This window comes from Streptomyces sp. NPDC001732 (assembly GCF_053596315.1).
In genome coordinates this window covers 7,511-25,546 of sequence record NZ_JBSFFY010000029.1, presented here as the reverse complement: position 1 = coordinate 25,546, position 18,036 = coordinate 7,511, and the positions used below count along the sequence as shown (strand labels likewise).

Here is an 18,036-nt window from a genome sequence, read left to right as displayed (position 1 = left end):
GACTTCCCCAATTGGGGAAGTCCCGCGTTTTTTTGGCAACGCCAGCCTGCGCCCCTCTGTGATGCCAGGGTGCGGTCGAGTGGAGAGCGGCCCATCACCCCGCGGGGGGATGGGCCGCCGCGTTCCGTCGTCCAGCGTCCGATCTATATCAAGATCGAGATTCTCGGCCCTGATCGGTAGGGTCCGTTGGATACGGGGTGGCGCGCGCCCTCGCCGGCGCCGCGTCAAGTGCGGTGCAACGGGGAGGTCGCGCATGGGGGAGCGGTTCTCGACGCCGGAGGACGTGCGCGAGCACTGGCTCGGCGGAGGCGACGCCTACCGGGTCTCCGAGACCAAGGCCGAAGCCGACCAACGCCGCGCGACCGTACGGTCCCGGGCCGACCGGTCGTACGGCGAAGAGCTGGTTGGGGAAGCCCTCGTCGTCGCCCGCCTGGAGCGGTCGACCGTGCCCGGGCCTGATCAGTACCGCTGGGGTGTCTTCCACGCCGGGACCGCGCTGCCTGTGGTGGTGATGGGGTCCGGCCAGGGCGCCGAGCAGGCTCGGGAGCTCGCGGAAGCGATCGATGCGTGGCGCGACCCCGAGACCGGGCAGCCCTTCGACTGGGACAGTGATGGCCTGTCCGACCGGCTGAGGTCGCCCTACGGGCGCGGGATGCTCGACCAGGCCCGCGGCCGCGAGCCGGGGCAGCGCTGGGAGGAGCCACCGCCGGCCGAGACGGAGGAGTGGGAGACCGAGGACGGGCAGGTCTACACCTACGGCACGGTCGACCACGAGCTCCGCGTCTTCGCGCCCGGTGGCCTGCTGATCGCGCGAGCGGCCAACCGCTTCGACGTGAACACCAGGAAGGACGCGTGGATCGGCGAGATGCGCGACGGGCGCCGCCTGGCCGGTCGGTGGGAGCGTCACTTCGTCGAGCACGCCGTCCAGCAGCACCTGATCGCCCAGCGCGAGCCCGCCGACCGTGACGATCTGTGGATCCACTACACCGCCGACCGCGCCATGGTCCACGGCAGCGACCGCTACGACACCGACCTCAAGAAGGTCATGCGTTCGGCCGGGTTCACCTGGTCGGGGAACGCGAGCGCCTACGTCACCGCGGGTACCACCCGGGCGGTGGCCCGGGCCCAGAGCGTCGACCGGCTGGCCCGCGCGCTCTACGAGGAGGGCCGGGCTGTGGAGATCCGGGCCGATGAGGACCGGCTCCGCGGTCTCCTCGCGCCCGCCATCTCCGGTCCCGCCGTCGGTGCGGCCGCGACAGGGCCCGCGTCCTCTTCGGCTCCCGCGCCGGCGCCGGAGCCCGCCCCGGTCCTGGAGCCGAAGGATCTGACGGACGAGCTCCTCGCCGCGGAACTGACCCGCCTGACCCGCGAGCGGGACGCGGCCGTGATCGGCGGCACCCGCCGCCGTCGTCTCGACGAGCAGCTGGCCCCGCTGGCCGAGGAGAACCGCCGCAGGATCGTCGCCTCGTACGCGGCCCGGCCCGATCCGGCCGGGATGACGGCAGAGGAGCTGACCGCCGAGCGCGAGGAGCTGGCGGAGTCACTGCGCGGCGACTACGGCAACCATCCGGTGCAGGTGGCCCGGCGGGAGAGGGCCGATCTCCTGGCGGCGGAGAACGGCCGCCGTCTCGCGGCGGAGCTCGAAGGGCGGCCACCGGTCCTCCAGATGACGGACGACGACCTGCGCGCCGAGGGCGAGATCCTGGCCAAGGGCCGCTACGACGTCCCCGCGGGCGTTGCGCGCGATGCCTTCGACGTCCGGCGCGAGTCGGTCGGCGTGGAGATCGCCGACCGGCACCTGCGGACCTGGGAGCCTGCACAGGTCCCCGTCGGTGAGCTCGACGACATCGAGCTCACCGAAGCGATCGAGACCCTGCGCCGGGAGCGGCTGCACGAGCGGGAGTTCGCCGGCCACTACGCCTCGAAGCAGCGCGTCGAGCAAGCCCACGAAGCGCGCCTGCACGTCCTGCGGGACGAGCAGAAGAAGCGCGACACCACCGCGTTCGAGACCCTGCTCAAGACCGACGGCCGCATCCGGCTGGAGAGCCGCTCCTACAGCGACGACGTCCGCGTGTTCATCGACGGCCGCTGGTACGGCGACCTGACCGAGGGCTACCCCGGCTGGAAGGCCGCGGTCCTGCTGGGCCGCGGCACCAGGAACGAGACGATGTGGCGCACGGAGGCGCTCAGCTGGCTGATCGAGCAGTACGAGGCCTCGCCCGAGACCCGCGACACCCGCACCTGGGGCCCGGTGGTCGACGTCGAGCTGCCGCCCTCCCTCGTTGAGCACCTGATCACCCGCAACAGCGAATACACCGGCACCGACGCGGCCAAACAGTACCTGCTGGACCGCATGGTCGACTCCCCGCGCAGCCAGTCCTGGGACGAGACCGGCAAGAAGATCATGGTTCACGCCCTGGCTCTGCCCGAGCGGACGCTGCCGGTGCTGGAACGCATGGGCCGCCGCCTGGTCGCCCAGCTCGACGAGGAGTTGGACTCCGACGACCGCAAGACCAAGGAGCGGGCCAAGCGGTCCCGCCCCAACGTGCTGCGCGGACTGGACGGCATCCGCGAGACAATGCAGGCACGCGGCCTTGCGCCGCTGACGGACGCGGCCGCGCCGCAGGACGGGGAGACGAACGGTGAGCGAGTACGCGCAGACGGCCCGACGGCACTGGCAGACGTTCCGGCCCCGGGAACTGGCCCGGATGGAGGACCCGGAGCAGTTCTTCCGGGATCTGGCGGCGGACGTGGAGCAGCGGATCGCGGAGCTGGTGGAGGAGAAGATGCCCGAAGCGATGCGGGAGACGGACCACCAGCGGCGGGCGGGCAAGCTGAACATGGCGCAGCGGATGGCGCGGGAGCAGGCGCTGAGGGAGATCGTGCTTCTGGAGCCGGAGGAGGAGAGCCGGGACGCGGAGCTGCCCTCCAGGTAACCGGCTTCCGAATCGTTTCGGAGGGGGCGATCGAGAGGGCCGTCCTCGCGGTGTTCCGGCCCGCCTCGCAGGAGGACCTGGCGCCGGCGGGGGAGCGGGCCAAGGCCCATGCGAACCTGGCCGCCGTCCGCACGCTCAAGCAGGTCCAGGCCGCCGAGCGCCCGGCCACGGCCGAGGAGCAGCAGATCCTCGCCCGCTGGTCCGGGTGGGGCTCGGTGCCCGACGTCTTCGCCGCCCGCCCCCAGCAGGATGATCCCGTCTTCGGCCCGGGCGGCGAGCGGGAAGGCGGCTACGCCGCCGCCGCGAGCCGCTGGGAGGCGCTCGCTGAGGTCCGCGACCCGCTGCGCGAGCTCCTGGACGACGCCGAGTGGCGCGCGGCCGCCGCCTCCACCCTCTCCGCCCACTACACCCCGCCCGAGGTCACCGCCGCTCTGTGGCAGGCCCTGGCCGACCTCGGGTTCGACGGCGGCGAGGTCCTGGAGCCCGGCTCCGGTGCGGGCGTCACCTTCGGCACCGCCCCCGACTCGGCCCGGCTGACCGGTGTCGAGCTCGACCCCACCAGCGCCGCGATCTCCCGCCTCCTTGCGCCCGGCGTCACGGTGCTCAACGAGTCCTTCGCCGACACCATCGCCCCCGACGGCAGCTTCGACGCGGTGGTCGGCAACGTGCCGTTCGCCCGCCTGACCCTGTTCGACCCCAAGCACAACAAGGCCCGGCATCGGATCCACAACCACTTCCTGGTGAAGTCGGTGGCCCTGACCCGGCCCGGCGGCGTGGTCGCGCTGATCACCTCCCGGCACACGATGGACGCCGAACGCGACGCGGCCCGCCGCGAGCTGTTCGAGAGCGCCGACCTGCTGGGCGCGGTCCGCCTGCCCAACAAGGCCTTCGCCCGCTCCGCGGGCACCGACGTGGTCACCGACATCCTGATCCTGCGCCGCCGCGCCGAGGGCGAGACACCCGGCGACGCGACCTGGGTGACCTCCGCCCGCCGCGACCTCGACGGCAACACCCTGCCGGTCAACGACTACTTCACCGCCCACCCCGAGCACGTGCTCGGCACCCTCACCTCCCGTATGGGCGCGCACGGCCCGGAGGTCGCCGTGGACGGCGACCCGGACGTGGCCGTGGCCCTGAACACCGCCCTGCGCCAGATCACCGACCGGGCCGTCCTGGACCGTCGCTGGTACCAGCCGCACCCCGACGGCCCGCACCGGCCCCACCTGCGGCTGCGGCCGGCCGCGTCCACCACCGACTTCACCGGCCGCCTGTCGATGGACGCCGACGGCAAGCTGTGGCAGGCCAACAGCGGCGGCGACCCCGTCGCCATCGACCTGCCCGCCGCCGAGCACGCCCAGCTCACCGCGCTCATCGAGCTCAAGGACCTGGCGCGCGGGCTCAACGACCTCGACCGCCGCGGCACCGACACCGGCCTGGCCGACGCGCAGCGCCGCACGACGAAGGCCGCCTACCAGGCCTACGTCGCCGAGTACGGGCCCCTGTCCCGGCCCCGGCAGCAGCAGAACGCCACCGTCCGGGCCGAGGACGGGACCGAACGCAGTCGGCTGACCGGCTACGGCTACTTTCTCAACGACCCCTCCGCCTACGAGGTCCTGGCGCTGGAGTGGTGGGAGGCGGACACCGGCACCGTCCACGTCTCCCAGGTCCTCGACCGTGCCCCGGCCACCCGCCGCAGCGTGCTGGGCCAGCACACCGACGACCCGCAGCAGGCCCTGGCCGCGGTCGTCGCCGAGCGCGGCCACGTCGACCTCGACCACATCGCCTGGATGCTCCAGGTTGAACCGGCCGAAGCCCGCCGGCTCCTGGCCCGCTCGGTGTTCACCGACCCGCTGACCGGTGACCTGGTCCACAGCCCCGACTACCTCTCGGGCGATGTGCGCACCAAGCTCGCCATCGCCCGGCAGGCCGCCCGCCGCGACCGAGCGTACGAGACCAACGTCGCCGAGCTCGAACGCGTCCAGCCCCGCGACCTCCTGCCCGGCCAGTTCGCCATCCGCCTGGGCGCTGCCTGGATCCCCGACGACATGGTCCAGGACTTCTTCCGGGGCTACCTGGGCGACGCCCACCTGACGATCCAGCACTCCGGCGGCGGGAACTGGCACATCCTCAAGGGCCGGGGTCTCGCCGAGGAGGACGAGCTCCGCCACGGCGCGGGCGGCCTGTCCGCCCTCGCGATGGTGGCCAAGGTCCTGAACGGCGGCGCCATGACCGGGCGGCCGGCGGACGACGAGGAAGCCGCCCGGGCCGTCCGCGTGAAGGCGGACGAGTTCCGCGACGCCTTCGAGGCCTGGGTCCTGGACGAATCGATGCGCGCGGCCCGGATCGCCGACGTCTACAACCGGCGGATGAACGCCCGGGCGGTGCGCGACTTCACCGGCTCCGCCCCCTCGCTCGCCGGACTCGATCCCGACTTCCACCCGTACGACCACCAGCTCGCCGCCGCCGCGCGCATGGCGCACGAGCGCTGCCTCGTCCTTGCGCACGAGGTCGGCGCGGGCAAGACCGCGACCATGACCATCGGCATGATGGCCATGCGCAACACCGGGCAGATCAACAAGCCCATGGTCACGGTGCCGAACTACTTGGTCGAGCAGTGGGAGACCACCGTCCGCGGTCTCTTCCCGGCCGCCCGCATCCTGGCCCTGACCAACGCCGACCTGAAGGACGGCAAGCGGGACCGGATGCTGGAGTACATCCGGTCCAACGACTTCGACCTGATCATCACCTCCCACAGCCTCTTCGACTCGATCCCGCTCTCTCCGGAGTTCCACGAGCTCTACAACAACGACGAAGCCCGCCTGCTGCGCGAACAGATCACCCGAGAGCGCAAACGCGACGGGAAGTCGGTCAGCCTCAAGCAGCTCGAAGAGCGCGACACCCAGTTCAAGGAGGAGCTCAAGGCCCGCGCGGCCGCCGTCCGCGCCCCCGGACAGGTCTACCTCGACGACCTGGGGATCGACTTCTTCGCGATCGACGAAGCCCACGAGTACAAGAACCTGGCCGTCCGCTCCAAGATCCCCGGCGCCCGTGTGGGCGGCTCCGGCAAGGCGCAGCATCTGCACGGGGTCCTGGAGTGGGCCCGGATGAACAAGCCCACCGGCCCCATCGGCGTGCTGGCCACCGGCACCCCGCTGTCCAACGCGATCGGCGAACTGCACACCGTGGTGCGCATGGCCAACCCCGACCTGCTGCGGGACATCGACGCCGAGACCTTCGACGCCTGGGCCTCGATGTACGGCCGCATGGTCGAGCGGATGGAGATGACCACCGACGGCAAGGGCTTCAAGTCCGTCGAGCGGTTCGCCTCCTTCCACAACGTCCCTGGCCTGGTAGGACAGCTGTGGCACCCGCTCGTCGACTTCAAGAGCGCCGAGGACCTCGGCCTGGAGCTACCTCGCATCAAGGGCGGCAAGCCGGAGCTCATGCTTGTGCCGGCCACCGCCGACCAGCTCCAGCGCATGCAGGAGCTCGGCGAGCGCTATGAGGCCTTCCGCGAGGGAGGCGTCGACAAGAGCGTCGACAACCCCCCGGCAATCAACAACGACGCCCGCGTCATCGCCCTGGACCCACGTCTGATCGACGCCGACGCCGAGCCCGGAAACAAGCTCACCGCCCTCGCGGACCGCATCGTCGCGAAGCACGAGGAGACCAAGGACAACCGCTACACCTACAGCACCACAGACAAACGCCCCCACCCCGTTCCGGGCGCCCTCCAGTTCGTCTTCATCAACAACGGCACCCCCGGCGGTAACAACCGCGGCAACTTCAACGCCTACCAGGAGCTCAAAGACCTCCTCGTCGCCCGCGGCATGCCCGCGGAGAAGATCGCCTTCATCCACGACGCCGAGCGCGCTGACCAGCGCATCAAGCTCCAGCACAACGCCAACCACGGCGGCATCAACGTCCTGATCGGCTCCACGCAGCGGATGGGCAAGGGCCTGAACGCCCAGAACCGAGCCGTCTCGCTGTACCACGTGGACCCGGACTGGCGGCCTTCCGATATGAAGCAGAAGGACGGCCGCGAGATCCGACAAGGCAACCAGAACAAAGAGGCCGAGATCGTCTGGGTGGCCACCGAGGGCACCTTCGACAGCCGTATGTACGGGCTGCTAGCCACCAAGGCCAAGGCCTTTGACCAGCTCTACAAGGCCCGGGCGGACGGCATGGCCGACGAGATCATGGAGGTCGACGACGCCAACCTTCCCTACGAGGAAGCCATGGCGATCATCTCCGGCAACCCGTACCTGATCGAGCAGGAAGAGCTCCGCAAGCAGCTGCGGACCCTGGAGCTCGACCAGCGCAACCGAGCCACCCAGCGCGCCATCCTCGGCAAGCGCCTCAACGAGCTGCGCACCGACATCGAAACCCTGTCCTACGACATCCCGAGGCGGGCCCTCGCGCTGCCGCTGCTCGAACCTGTCCTCGGCGACGACTTCCGCATCACCTTGGCCGGGACCGCCTACACCAAGCACAAGGACGCGGCCGGGCCGCTGATGCAGCTGCTGACCGGAGTCGGCCAGAGCCTGCCGGCCGACAGCTACGGGACCACCCCGGACGCGAAGCTGGGACGCCTCGGCGGCCTCGACGTGATTGCCGTGGCCTACCGCGAGGACGACGGCACCGTCATGGTCCGCCTGCACCTTGACGGCCTGCCCGGCGTCATCCAGAGCTCCACCCTCGCCGAGCTCGCCGAGCTCGGGGGCGAGACCGTGCTGCGGCGCTTGGTGAAGACCATCACAGAGGCCCCCGAGCGGCAGACCGAAGACGAAGGGAACCTCGCGGCCAAGCGCACCACCCGCTACAACCTGCTGGTCGACCGCGAGCGGCTGCGCGGTCAGGTCCAGGGTCTGGGGTACGCGCGCGAGCGCAAGAGCCTGGTGGACGACCTGGTCGCGGCACAGGCCACGCTCAACAAGATCGGCGAACCGTCCGAGGACGAGCCGGTCTCTGTCACGACCAGCCGCCGGGAAGCCACCGACCGCCGCGACGGCCTGCAACGGCGGCTCGACAGCCTAGCCGACGCACCCGCCCCCGAGGCCTCCAGCGAGGCGGGCGCGATTCTCGACGACATGGACGCCTCCGGCCCGCGCACCGACCCGTCCCTCTACAACCCCGTCCAGCGCGACGCCGAGGTTGCGCTCCTGCGCGCTCACCTCGAAGTCCACGGTTACGACGCCGAAGTCTCCCTCCGACTCTCCGCCCTCGGTGACGTTGAAAACCCCGTGTTCGAGCTGACTCCGCCCGAACGTATTCCGGCCCCCCTCACCGAACCACAGCCCGCCCCGGAACGGCCGCAAACGCCCCTGGAAGGCCTGATCGCAGGCTTCGGGGACCGCGTCATCGTCGGACACATCGGCGTCCCGCAGGCAGCCGCTGAGACCGGCTCCAGCACGAACGAAGCCCCGACCGACGAGCCCGCCGGTGAGCACACTGTGGGCCGGGCCCCGGGGGCGGAACCGGGCGGTGACAGCTCCGAGGAACCGGTGACTGAGGCCACCGAGCCGCCCGGCGACGCAGAGGAACCCTCCGTGTCCGCTGCGGAGGCGCTCGCCGCTGAAGACGTCACCACCCTGTACGCGCCCGGCGAGCAGGTCCGCGTAACCCCCATGAGCTACGACACGTGGAGCAAGACCTACGTCCCGCAGCCCGAGTTCATCGGCACCGTGATCGGCTACACCCGGAACGGCAACTACAGGGTGCGTGAGCCGGAGCACGGCACCAGCAACAGGCACTATGACGCCCGGCGTGAACTGCACAAGCTGGACTCGGAACCGACGGCCCGCGAGGCAACTCCGCCGACCGAGGAACCGCTCCCCGACCCCGAGAATCCGGCCGAGGAGACCACACCGGCCCCGCCGCCGGCCGAAGATCCCGGCCAGGCCGACGGCGCGCCCGAGCCGGACGCCGACCCGTACGGGACGGCCGATCTGTTCGACGAGTTCGGGCTGCCCCGGCCCGAGCACGTCCCCGCTGCGGACCTGCAGGACGGCTCCGCGCCCGAAGAGGCGCAGGAGGAAGCCGACGGCGTCCCCGAGGGGCAGATGACGGTGGACGACGCGGCACCCGCCGCCGATCCTGCAACGGACGACCGGTACGAACGGCTCACCAGCGCGGACGGACAGCTCACCTTCACCCTCGTCCGGGTCCCCACCGAGGACGTGCGGCCCGAGATCGTGGAGGGCTACCAGCGGCGCCGCGACGAGCTCGCCGCCGCCGTGGAGACCCGCAACACCCAGAGCGCCCAGACTCCCGAGGAACGCGACCAGGAGCGGGCGAAGTGGCAGCGCGGCTACAAGGCTGCCAACGGCCTGACGCCGTGGCGGCCCGCCCCGTCGCCGCGCCTGACCCCACGCACCGACGCCTCGGGCCTCACTCCCGCCGAGTACGCCCTCGGCTCCTGGGTGACCTGGCAGGACAGAGCAACCGGCGCACAGGTCACCGGACAGGTCATGGCGCCCGGCGCGAACAAGGACACCTGGTTCGTCAGCACCGACCGCACGGCCGTGAGCGGCGAGTACCACGTGCTCTCGCGCGGCGGGAAGAAGTCGACCCGCTACAGCTACAGCATCAACGGGGACACGAGCGGCCTGCGGCCCGCCGCCGGGCCGCCCGAGCCGGTGCCGTTCGAGAGCCTGCCGGCCGTCGACTCGATCCCCGCCCGGCCGGTCGCCTCGTACGCCGACCACGTGCCGAAGGAGGGCATGGCCATGGTGTGCGAGCCGGTGCCGGTCCTCGTCGGCCCCGACGAAGTCCGCGCCGCCGAAGTCGTCTTCCCAGTCACCGCCGACCACATCCCCTTCGTCGTCAAGGTCGACCAGCACGACGCCTCCGGCACCCTGCTGTACGCGCTGCGCGTGGAGGTCGACGGGCAGACCGTCGCCGAACTGTGGAGGGAAGAGAGCCGCGCGGCCGCCGTGGACGCGGCCCTCCGCGCGGCCCGCCGGGCCAGCGAGCTCGGCGACAAGCCCCTCTACGCCCGCGGCCGCAACCACCGGCTCGACGTCGCCGAGGACGGCGTCTGTGCCCGCTGCAACCGGCAGTTCGACGGCGACACCGAAGAGCAGAAGCTCTACCGGGTCGACGGCGGAGAGGCGACGTGCTCCACGCACATCGCCCTGTCCCTCGACATCTCGGCCCGGGAGGTGGAGGACCTGGGCACCTACCGCCGCGTCTGGGCGGCCCGCACCGCCCCCGAGCCGCAGACCGACTCCACCCCGGCCCCGACCGAGCAGCCGCCAGCGCCCGAGCCCGCCCCGGACGAGCCCCGCCTCGTCGACCGCGCCACGGTCGGGCCCGGCGACCTGGTCACCGTCACCCTGGACGTGCCCGGAGTCGTCGACACCAACGACCGAGAGGTGCCCGGCGCCGTCCGCGTCACCGGCCACATCGACCCGGCCTACCGTGACTACCACTCAGGCGCCGTCCTGCTCGACTCGATCATCCACGACGCCGAGGGCAACGAGGTCGCCACCGGAGCAGACGTCACCGTGCGCCTCCTGCCCTCCCGGATCGAACTGACCCCGGCCGGACACCGCGCCGATCTTCGGCCAGAAACCCGTACCGCCGGGCAGCTCCGCCTTGGCGACCTCATCGCCGAGGGCGGCACCCGCGGTGAGGTCGTCACCGAGGTCCGCTACGCCAACACCTCCCGCCCGGCCTCCGGCTTCTCCAGCCGCGACGTCGCCACCGGCACGCCCAACAAGTTCTCCCTGACCAACAACTTCGAGGTCCTGGTCGTGCCGCGCGAGCGCCGTCGGCCACAGGACGTGGCCGAGGTCTTCGGCAGGCACCAGGGGGCCGCCGACGTGGCCGCGCAGACGCGGCAGACCGACGAGCGGCACACCGCCCTGGAACAGGAAGCCGCCCGGTTGTGGCCGGACGGCGACGGGCCACAGGACGAACTCCGCGCGCTGCGCCGGGCCGTCGCCGCGATCGACCCCGAGGCCTCGGACCGGGAGGCCTACCGCGCCAACGCCGCGGCGACGGCCGCCGCGGCCGAGGCCGCCACCGTGCTGTTCGACGCGGTCGACGACACCACCCGCTACCGCGGGCTCGGTGAGCCGCTGCACCGCCTGCGCCAGCACCTCGACGTGCAGATGCACCGGCTGCACGCGGATGTCACTTACCTGACCGAGCGGGCGGCCGCCGCGCCGGCGGCGAACCCGAGCACCGCCGACGAGCCCACCCCGCCCGCCCCCGAGGAACAGGGCGCACAGGACCGGCCAGTCGAACGCACCCAGGAAGGGGAAGGCGTGGCCTCCCAGGGCACGGGCGAGATGGAACAGCTCGGGTTGTTCGGCGATCCGCAACAGGGCCCGGCGGAGCCGGAGACGGCCACGGGCGGCGGGGCCGCTCCTGCTGATGAACTGCTTGCCCGGTCGGTGATGACCGAGGACGGGCGAGGGGCGCAGCTTCGGGCGGCGCTCATCGAGGGCGAGACGATCGCCCCCGTGTCGTTCACCGACCGGCGCGAACCGGCGGCCGGCTGGATCCTGACAACGGCGGGCGGACACACGTTCCGGCTACGCCCTGTGACGCACGCCCTCTCGGATGAGGACCAATGGGAGGCCGGTCACGACGCTGACGGCTCCTACTGGTGGGCCGTGAACCTGGAAGACCGGCCCCTTACCGCCGTGCTGGCGCGCATCCGTGAGGACTCGGCGACCCGCAGCCGCTTCGCTTCCCTGTGGGCCCGGTACGGGCACCTGACGGCGCAGGCCCCCCAGTTCGAGACGACCACGGACCGCGTCCAGCTCGAAGAGGGCGTGTACCTGGTCCGCCGGTTCGGCCGCATCGGCCTTATCGCGTCGTGCCGGTGGGGCTGGGAGCACCTGACCGACCCGGACGGCGCGCAGGGCCACACCGGTGAGGACTGGTCCCGGAAGGGCCCGGACAACCGGCAGTACGTCGCCGAGTGGAGGATCTGGCACTCAGCCCAGGAAGCCATTCCGAACGCGCGGCTACGCGTCGTGGCCCAGCTAACGGACGACATGGCCGACACGCCGGACGCGTACTGCGATGCGTCGCAGCCGTACGTCGGCAAGTGCAGTGCGAAGCGCTCGGGTGCCCGGTACACGGTCGCCGTCGACACCGACCAGGGCAGCGAGCTTGGCTGCTACACCGTGTGCGCGCGGTGTCTGTCTCGCCGGCTCCTGAACGATGAGGGCCGGAACGGTCACCGCGGCGTTCAGAGCCTCGTTGAGGGCCTGGCCAAGGGGGATCCGAAGGTGGGCAACCTGCACTGGAAGCAGTGGCCCGACCGCATAGCTGAGGTTGCCGGGCAGATGCTGTCGGCCGCGCTGGATGCCGGAGAGACAGCCCCGTGGCCCGCCCAGGCCCTGACGGATCAGATCATCGCCGAGGCGTGCGAGGCGGGCGACGACCGCGCCGCGCGTGAAGCGCGAGCGGAGGTGAAGGCTGCGGGCGGGGACGCGAAGGCACAGAAGCGGGCAGCGGAGGAAGCGGTCGCAGCCCGCCAGGACCGGGCCGCGCTGGTCGCCCGGCATGGCGCGGCCCGCATAGAAGCGGCGAACGAGGCCGCCGCGCCCCTCGGACTCGCCGGCGCGGCGGTGGAGGGCAACAATGCGGCGTCGGAGCCTGCTGAGGAGACGCCCGTGGTCGTCGACGTCAATGCGCTGACCGTCAGCCCGCAGGTCCGCAATGGGGAGCAGTCCTCGTACGAGTTCACCGTCACTGGCCCCGGGCTGACCGTCGGCGAGTACAAGATCTCCCACGACGCCCAGGGCAAGGATGCGCGGGGGATCATGTGGCGGGCGACCTGGCACGGTGTAGAGCCGTCGGGCCGGTGGGACGTGATCAGCATCGGTTCCGGCGAGGGCGAGGCCGCGGCCCTGGCGGCAGTCGCTGAGCATGCGGCCGAGGCTGGCGGGGACTTGGCCGCCGGGTTCACCGTCGCCCGCCGCATGCACTATGACGCCGGGCTGTGGCTACTGCCGGAAGTCGGGGAGTCGGAGGCGATCCAGTACCACCCTGACGGATCGTGGACGATCACCGCCGAGACCGGCGCCCCGTACACGGTTCGCTATGAGTGGCAAGGCCGCACCGCCTCCGGTGACCTGGCGCCGCTCCTGATCGAGGACCAGGCGGGGACCTTGGTCGCGTCCTGCACCGCCGTCGACGGCTACATGTCCGCATGGGAGCCGATGCTCGACCGGCTCCGCCTCCACGCCACGGCGGTTGCTGACGGGGTGCCGCACGCGACGGCCGTCACCCTCGGCGGCCCGGGCCGGGACTGGATCGAGGCGTGGTGTGTGTGCAGCTGGACCGAGCGCGCCGATGTCGCCAAGTACGCCGACCGCGTCCCCACCGGTGAGGCACTGGCTCAGGCCCACCACTTGGAGACGTCGACAGCGGATGCGGCTCCGCAGCTCCTCGCAGCCGTGGTGACGCCGACGCTGGACGTGGTGCTCCTGGACGTGGACGTGCCGCCGCTCGACCCCGCCGAGCCGTACAGCACCGACGAGGAAGCACAGGCGGATATCGACCGGCTGGGCGAGGCGTTCGCGCGGTGGGATGCGCTGCCCACGGTCCAGCGCTACTACGACACCGACCGGCAGCAGCGGCCCGACGGCCGCGGCGACCCGACCAACCCGGTGGCCCAACTGGCGGCGGCGTACCGGGATGCCGAACAGTCCCTGCGTGACGGCCCGGCGGGCTCGCCGGACGACCTGGTGCGCCAGGTCCACACGGTCGCGGTCTGGAGCGGCGCCCTGGAGACCGTGATCGGCGAGGACCTGCGCGGCCCGCTGGGTGAGGTACGGGAAGCCGCCGCCCTTCTGGCCTCCCGCTCGCAGGCGACGGTGGAGGCCTTCGAGACGGAGCTGGCCGTCCTCGCTGCGAACTCCGGAGAGCAGGGCGCCGCTGGCCTGGAGAGCGCGGCCGCCGAGCCGGGGCCCGCCGAACAGGCGTCTGCGGACGTCGATGACGAGCTGGAGACCCCGGCGAGCAGCACCGAGCCGGGCCCCGGTGAACCGACCGACACCGATTCGGCGGAGTCTTCCTCAGCGGAAGCACCGGAGCCGCTGGCCGCCGTCGACGATGCCCCGGAGGGCACCGTGGCGGACGTCGCTGCGGACGGCGATCCGGCGCCGGATCGCGCGCCGGACCCCCAGGAACCCGCAGTCACAGTCCTGGATGAGGGGATGCACGAGGCACGGCGCGAAGCGTCGTTCCTCGAGCAGGACCGTCCCCAGACGGTGGACGGCGAGGAGCAGACGCCGGGGCCCGGGGCGGCGGCCGCCGAAGAGTCCGCGCCCGAGCGCGCGGACGACGACCCCGACCAGCAAGACCAAGAGGACGCAGTGGCAGACGAGCAGGAACCCACCTCCGTCGCGGCGGACGTCCCGGCCGTCGCCCCGGCCGTCGAAGAACCCCCGGCGGAAGACCTGGTGCAGCAGGACACCGAGCCTGCCGTGGACGTCGAAGACCCGCCCGCCCCCCGGAGCTTCACCGAGACTTTCCCGCTCGCTGCCGACGACCGCTACCAACTCCGGCTGGCCATGGTGGAGGGCGAGGGCGCCCGCGAGGGCGAGCTGCTGTACGGCGAGGCCACGGTCGCCGCTGTGCACCTGTCCGCCTCCGGGCGCTGGTTTACCCGGCTGGCGGTCGACGGCATGCCCGCCGACGTCAGCGAACTCAACGGCTCGCCGATGGAGGCGGCGCACCAGGGCGCGGTCATGTTCGCGGTCGTCACCGGGGAGCCGTACGGCGAGCCGCCGTCCGCCGTCAACGTCCGCGGGGCGCAGTCGAGGGTGGACGTGTTGCGCGTCGAACTGCGCACCGTCGCCGAGCAGCACCTGCGCACCATCACCGTGGCGGCCGCGCGGGCGAATGAGAGCTACGGGCAGAACCCGCTGTTCCAGGCCCTGAGCACCCAGCTCGGACGGCTCGGCGTCGCCGACGTGGAAAACCACGGCTCGCGCCAGATGGCGGCGAACCTCGCGGCCGTCCAGGAGGCGGTCAACTCCTGGGGGGCCGCGCTGCCGCCGGACCCCGCCCTCGATGAGCGTCAGCACCTCGCCTTCCCGCTCCTGAACCTGCTGCACGAGACCACGCGCCTGCACGGCCGCCTCCAGGCCACCCTGGACGCGATGCAGGCCGACAGTGCCGCCGCCCGGGGGCAGGAAGCCGCGGCCACCGAGCCCGCACTGGCCGAACCCGCCCGCGACGACACCGTGCAGCAGGCCCCGGCGCCCGTTCCCGCCCCGGCCCCGGCGCCGGTGACCGGCCCTCTTGTCTCCCTCTCCCTGTGGGGCGGTGACGACGGACAGGTGATTGTCCGGGTCGAGACCGACCACGTCTTGCAGACCCTCGTCCTGCCCGGGGCCCGTGTCGCCGACATGCCGGGGCAGGCCCTGCCCGCAGCCGTCGACGTGCCCATGCTGGTCCGCCCCGCCCAGCACGCCGAACACCTGGTCACGGACGACGAGACGGAGACCTGGCTCGCCGCACACCTGCCCGATGGGCTCCTGGCGACGGCATGGAGCGCCCCCGGCGTGCGCGCCGTGCTCGTCATCGCGGTCCGCGACACCCTGCGCGACGACATGGCACCCAGCACGGACGACGTCGCCACCTGGCTGGTGGATACGGCTGCCGAACAGGACGACCTGCTCCGCACGGCCCACGCCGCTGCTGACCTGGCGGCGTTCGGGCCGCTGTTCGGGGCGGTCGCCGACGCCCTGGTGACGGAGAGCGCCTCCGCACACCAGAGGTGGACCTACCTCGGCAAGAACGGCGACCGCCGCGACGAGGTGCTGGCCCTGGCCGCACCACGCGCGTACGAGAAGCTGCTCGCCCTGCCCGCCCCCGCTGACACACCCGAACCGGAGCAGGCCGCTGACGTGGCGTCGGCCGACCAGCCCGCCCCGCTCCCCGACGCACCGGAGGAACCCGAGATGGCCACACCCGCCCGCCCCGCAACGCCCGAGAGCGGAGAGACGCCCGCCTCCGACCCGCAGACGCTACCCGCCTCCGCCACGGTCCCGGCCCCGGCAGAGAGCGACCGGGCGGACAGCCGCGCCGGGACGGACACCGAAGCCCCGCCCGCCCCCCAGCGCTACTCCCAGGTCCTCCCGCTCCCGGCCGATGCCGGGTACGAGCTCCATCTGTCCGGCACGGTCGGGAAGGGCCCCGACACCGGCGAACTCCGCCACGGAGACGTTCTGGTCGCCACCCTCCAACGGAACATCAGTGAGAAATGGTTCGGGCTGCTGGCGGCCGAGGGGCTGGTCGAGGACGAGACGGGCCTGGACGACGCCCCGCAGACATCAGCCGTGCGGGCCGCCGAGATGTACTCCGTGTTCACTGGAACCCCCTACGGCAAACCGCCCACCGCGGTCCCCGGCACCGACCCCCAGGCCGTGGCGGGCGTCCTGCGCACCGAGCTGCGCGACGCCGCGCTGCACCACCGGGACCAGATCGAGGCCGTGGCCGGTGGGCTGGGACCGCGCCTCGTCCAGACACCCCGCTACCAGACGCTGGAGGACCAACTCGCCCGCATGGGGCAGGCCCTGGCCGACAGCCACGATGCCCGGCAGATGGCCGAACACCTCGGGGCGGTCGAGCAGGCGGCCAACGCCTGGGGCGGCTTCCTGCCGGACAGGTCCAACGACGCTGAGCGGCGCCTGATGGCCTACCCGCTCGCCCACCTGCTCTACGAGGTCCGGCGTCTCCAGACGCGTCTCCAGGTTACGGGGGAGGCCGTACGGGCATCGGCCGCGGCCCGGGAGCCCCAGGCGCCGACCGCCGGGGACGACGTGACCGTGCAGCAGCCCGCCGCGGCCCCCGCGGCCGTGGAATCGGCTGGCCCCGCCGAGGACGCACCGGAGCCTGCTGCCCCCGCGGCACCGGAGGCGGAACAGCCCGCACACGCCGAGGAGACCGTGCAGGGCGTCGGGCCGGTGAGCGAGGAGAAGGAGGCCCCGGCCGCGGACGACGGTGCCCCGGCCGGACCCGCGGGGGAATCGGCGCGTACCGCCCTGGAGCCATCCGGGGAACTGCCACTGTGGACCGGCCAGGAAGGCGCCGAGGAACGGGCGGAAGGAGAACTGCCCGATATCGACGTCGCCTTCGACGGCATCCGTGCGGCGTGGGACGAACTCGTGCCCGTCGACCGGGGCACCAGCGAGGAACTGTTCACCGAGGTGCAGGGGGACCTGGAGGAGCTCCGGAGGCTGCTCGCCGAGACCGCCCCCGGGGATGTACCCGCCCCCCGGACGGCGCCGCCGGCCGCCGAGCAGCCTGCCGAGGCTCCGCAGCAGGAGGACACACCCGAGGCAGTCCCGCCCGCCGGCCAGCAGGAAACGATGGGGGAGGAGCGGGCCCCGCAGCAGGAGGCCGCCGCGGTCAACGAGGCGCTGCGGCAGGCCGACGAGCACGCGCCTGCCCTCCAGGGGCTGCCGGAGTGGCAGCGGATCCAGACGGTCCGGGGCGCGTTCGGCCACCTGGTCCGCGTCATGAAGGACCGGGCGGGCGAGCACTTCGACCGGCTGATGGGCGACGGCCGGGTCGGCGACTTCATGCGCCGGGTCTCGATCCGGGCGTGCGAGAAGGTCGCCGGATGGGCCCAGGGCGCAGCCGACCGACTCCGCCAGGCCGGTGAGCGAGACGCGGAGCGGCGCCGGGACCTTCCGGACGCCGAGGCGCTGCTGCGGCTGGGCGACGCGGCCTTCAAGTACAGCAAGCCCCGGCGCGGCGGCAGTACCCCGCCGGACGGGGCGGGGCCGAACGCGGCCGGCATCCCGGCCATGCGGAAGATGGGCGAGGCGCTGAACCGGCCGATGCCGGGGAAGGGGAAGCCGGTCTCGGCGGCGGCCGCCCGGGGGCGGTCGACCACTGCCGGGCGGAAGGTGAAGAAACCCGCGAGCGGCACCGGGCAGCAGGCCGGGCACCTGCGGCGCAGCGGTACCGAGCAGCAGGGACGCAAGCCCAACCAGCGGTAGAAGCCCCGATCCGGACCGCTGGGGACGAAACTCCAACACCCCCGCTTTCTCACCTCTTAAGAGGTGAGAAAGCGGGGGTGTTTTACGTCCGGCACGAGACCGGCGGGAGGGCCGGACGC

1 protein-coding gene is annotated in these 18,036 nt (G+C 72.3%); it reads left to right on the top strand.

Annotated elements, in window-relative coordinates; all coding sequences use genetic code 11:
• Positions 1–253: 253 nt before the first annotated feature.
• Positions 254–17,917: a hypothetical protein gene (locus ACWCXX_RS24665; protein ID WP_451130689.1), complete on the top strand. Its 17,664-nt coding sequence runs from the start codon at positions 254–256 to the stop codon at positions 17,915–17,917.
• Positions 17,918–18,036 lie beyond the last annotated feature (119 nt).

Excerpts from the sequence above, each read along its gene's own strand:
- ACWCXX_RS24665 (WP_451130689.1), top strand. The coding sequence starts at position 254 with ATGGGGGAGCGGTTCTCGACGCCGGAGGACGTGCGCGAGCACTGGCTC.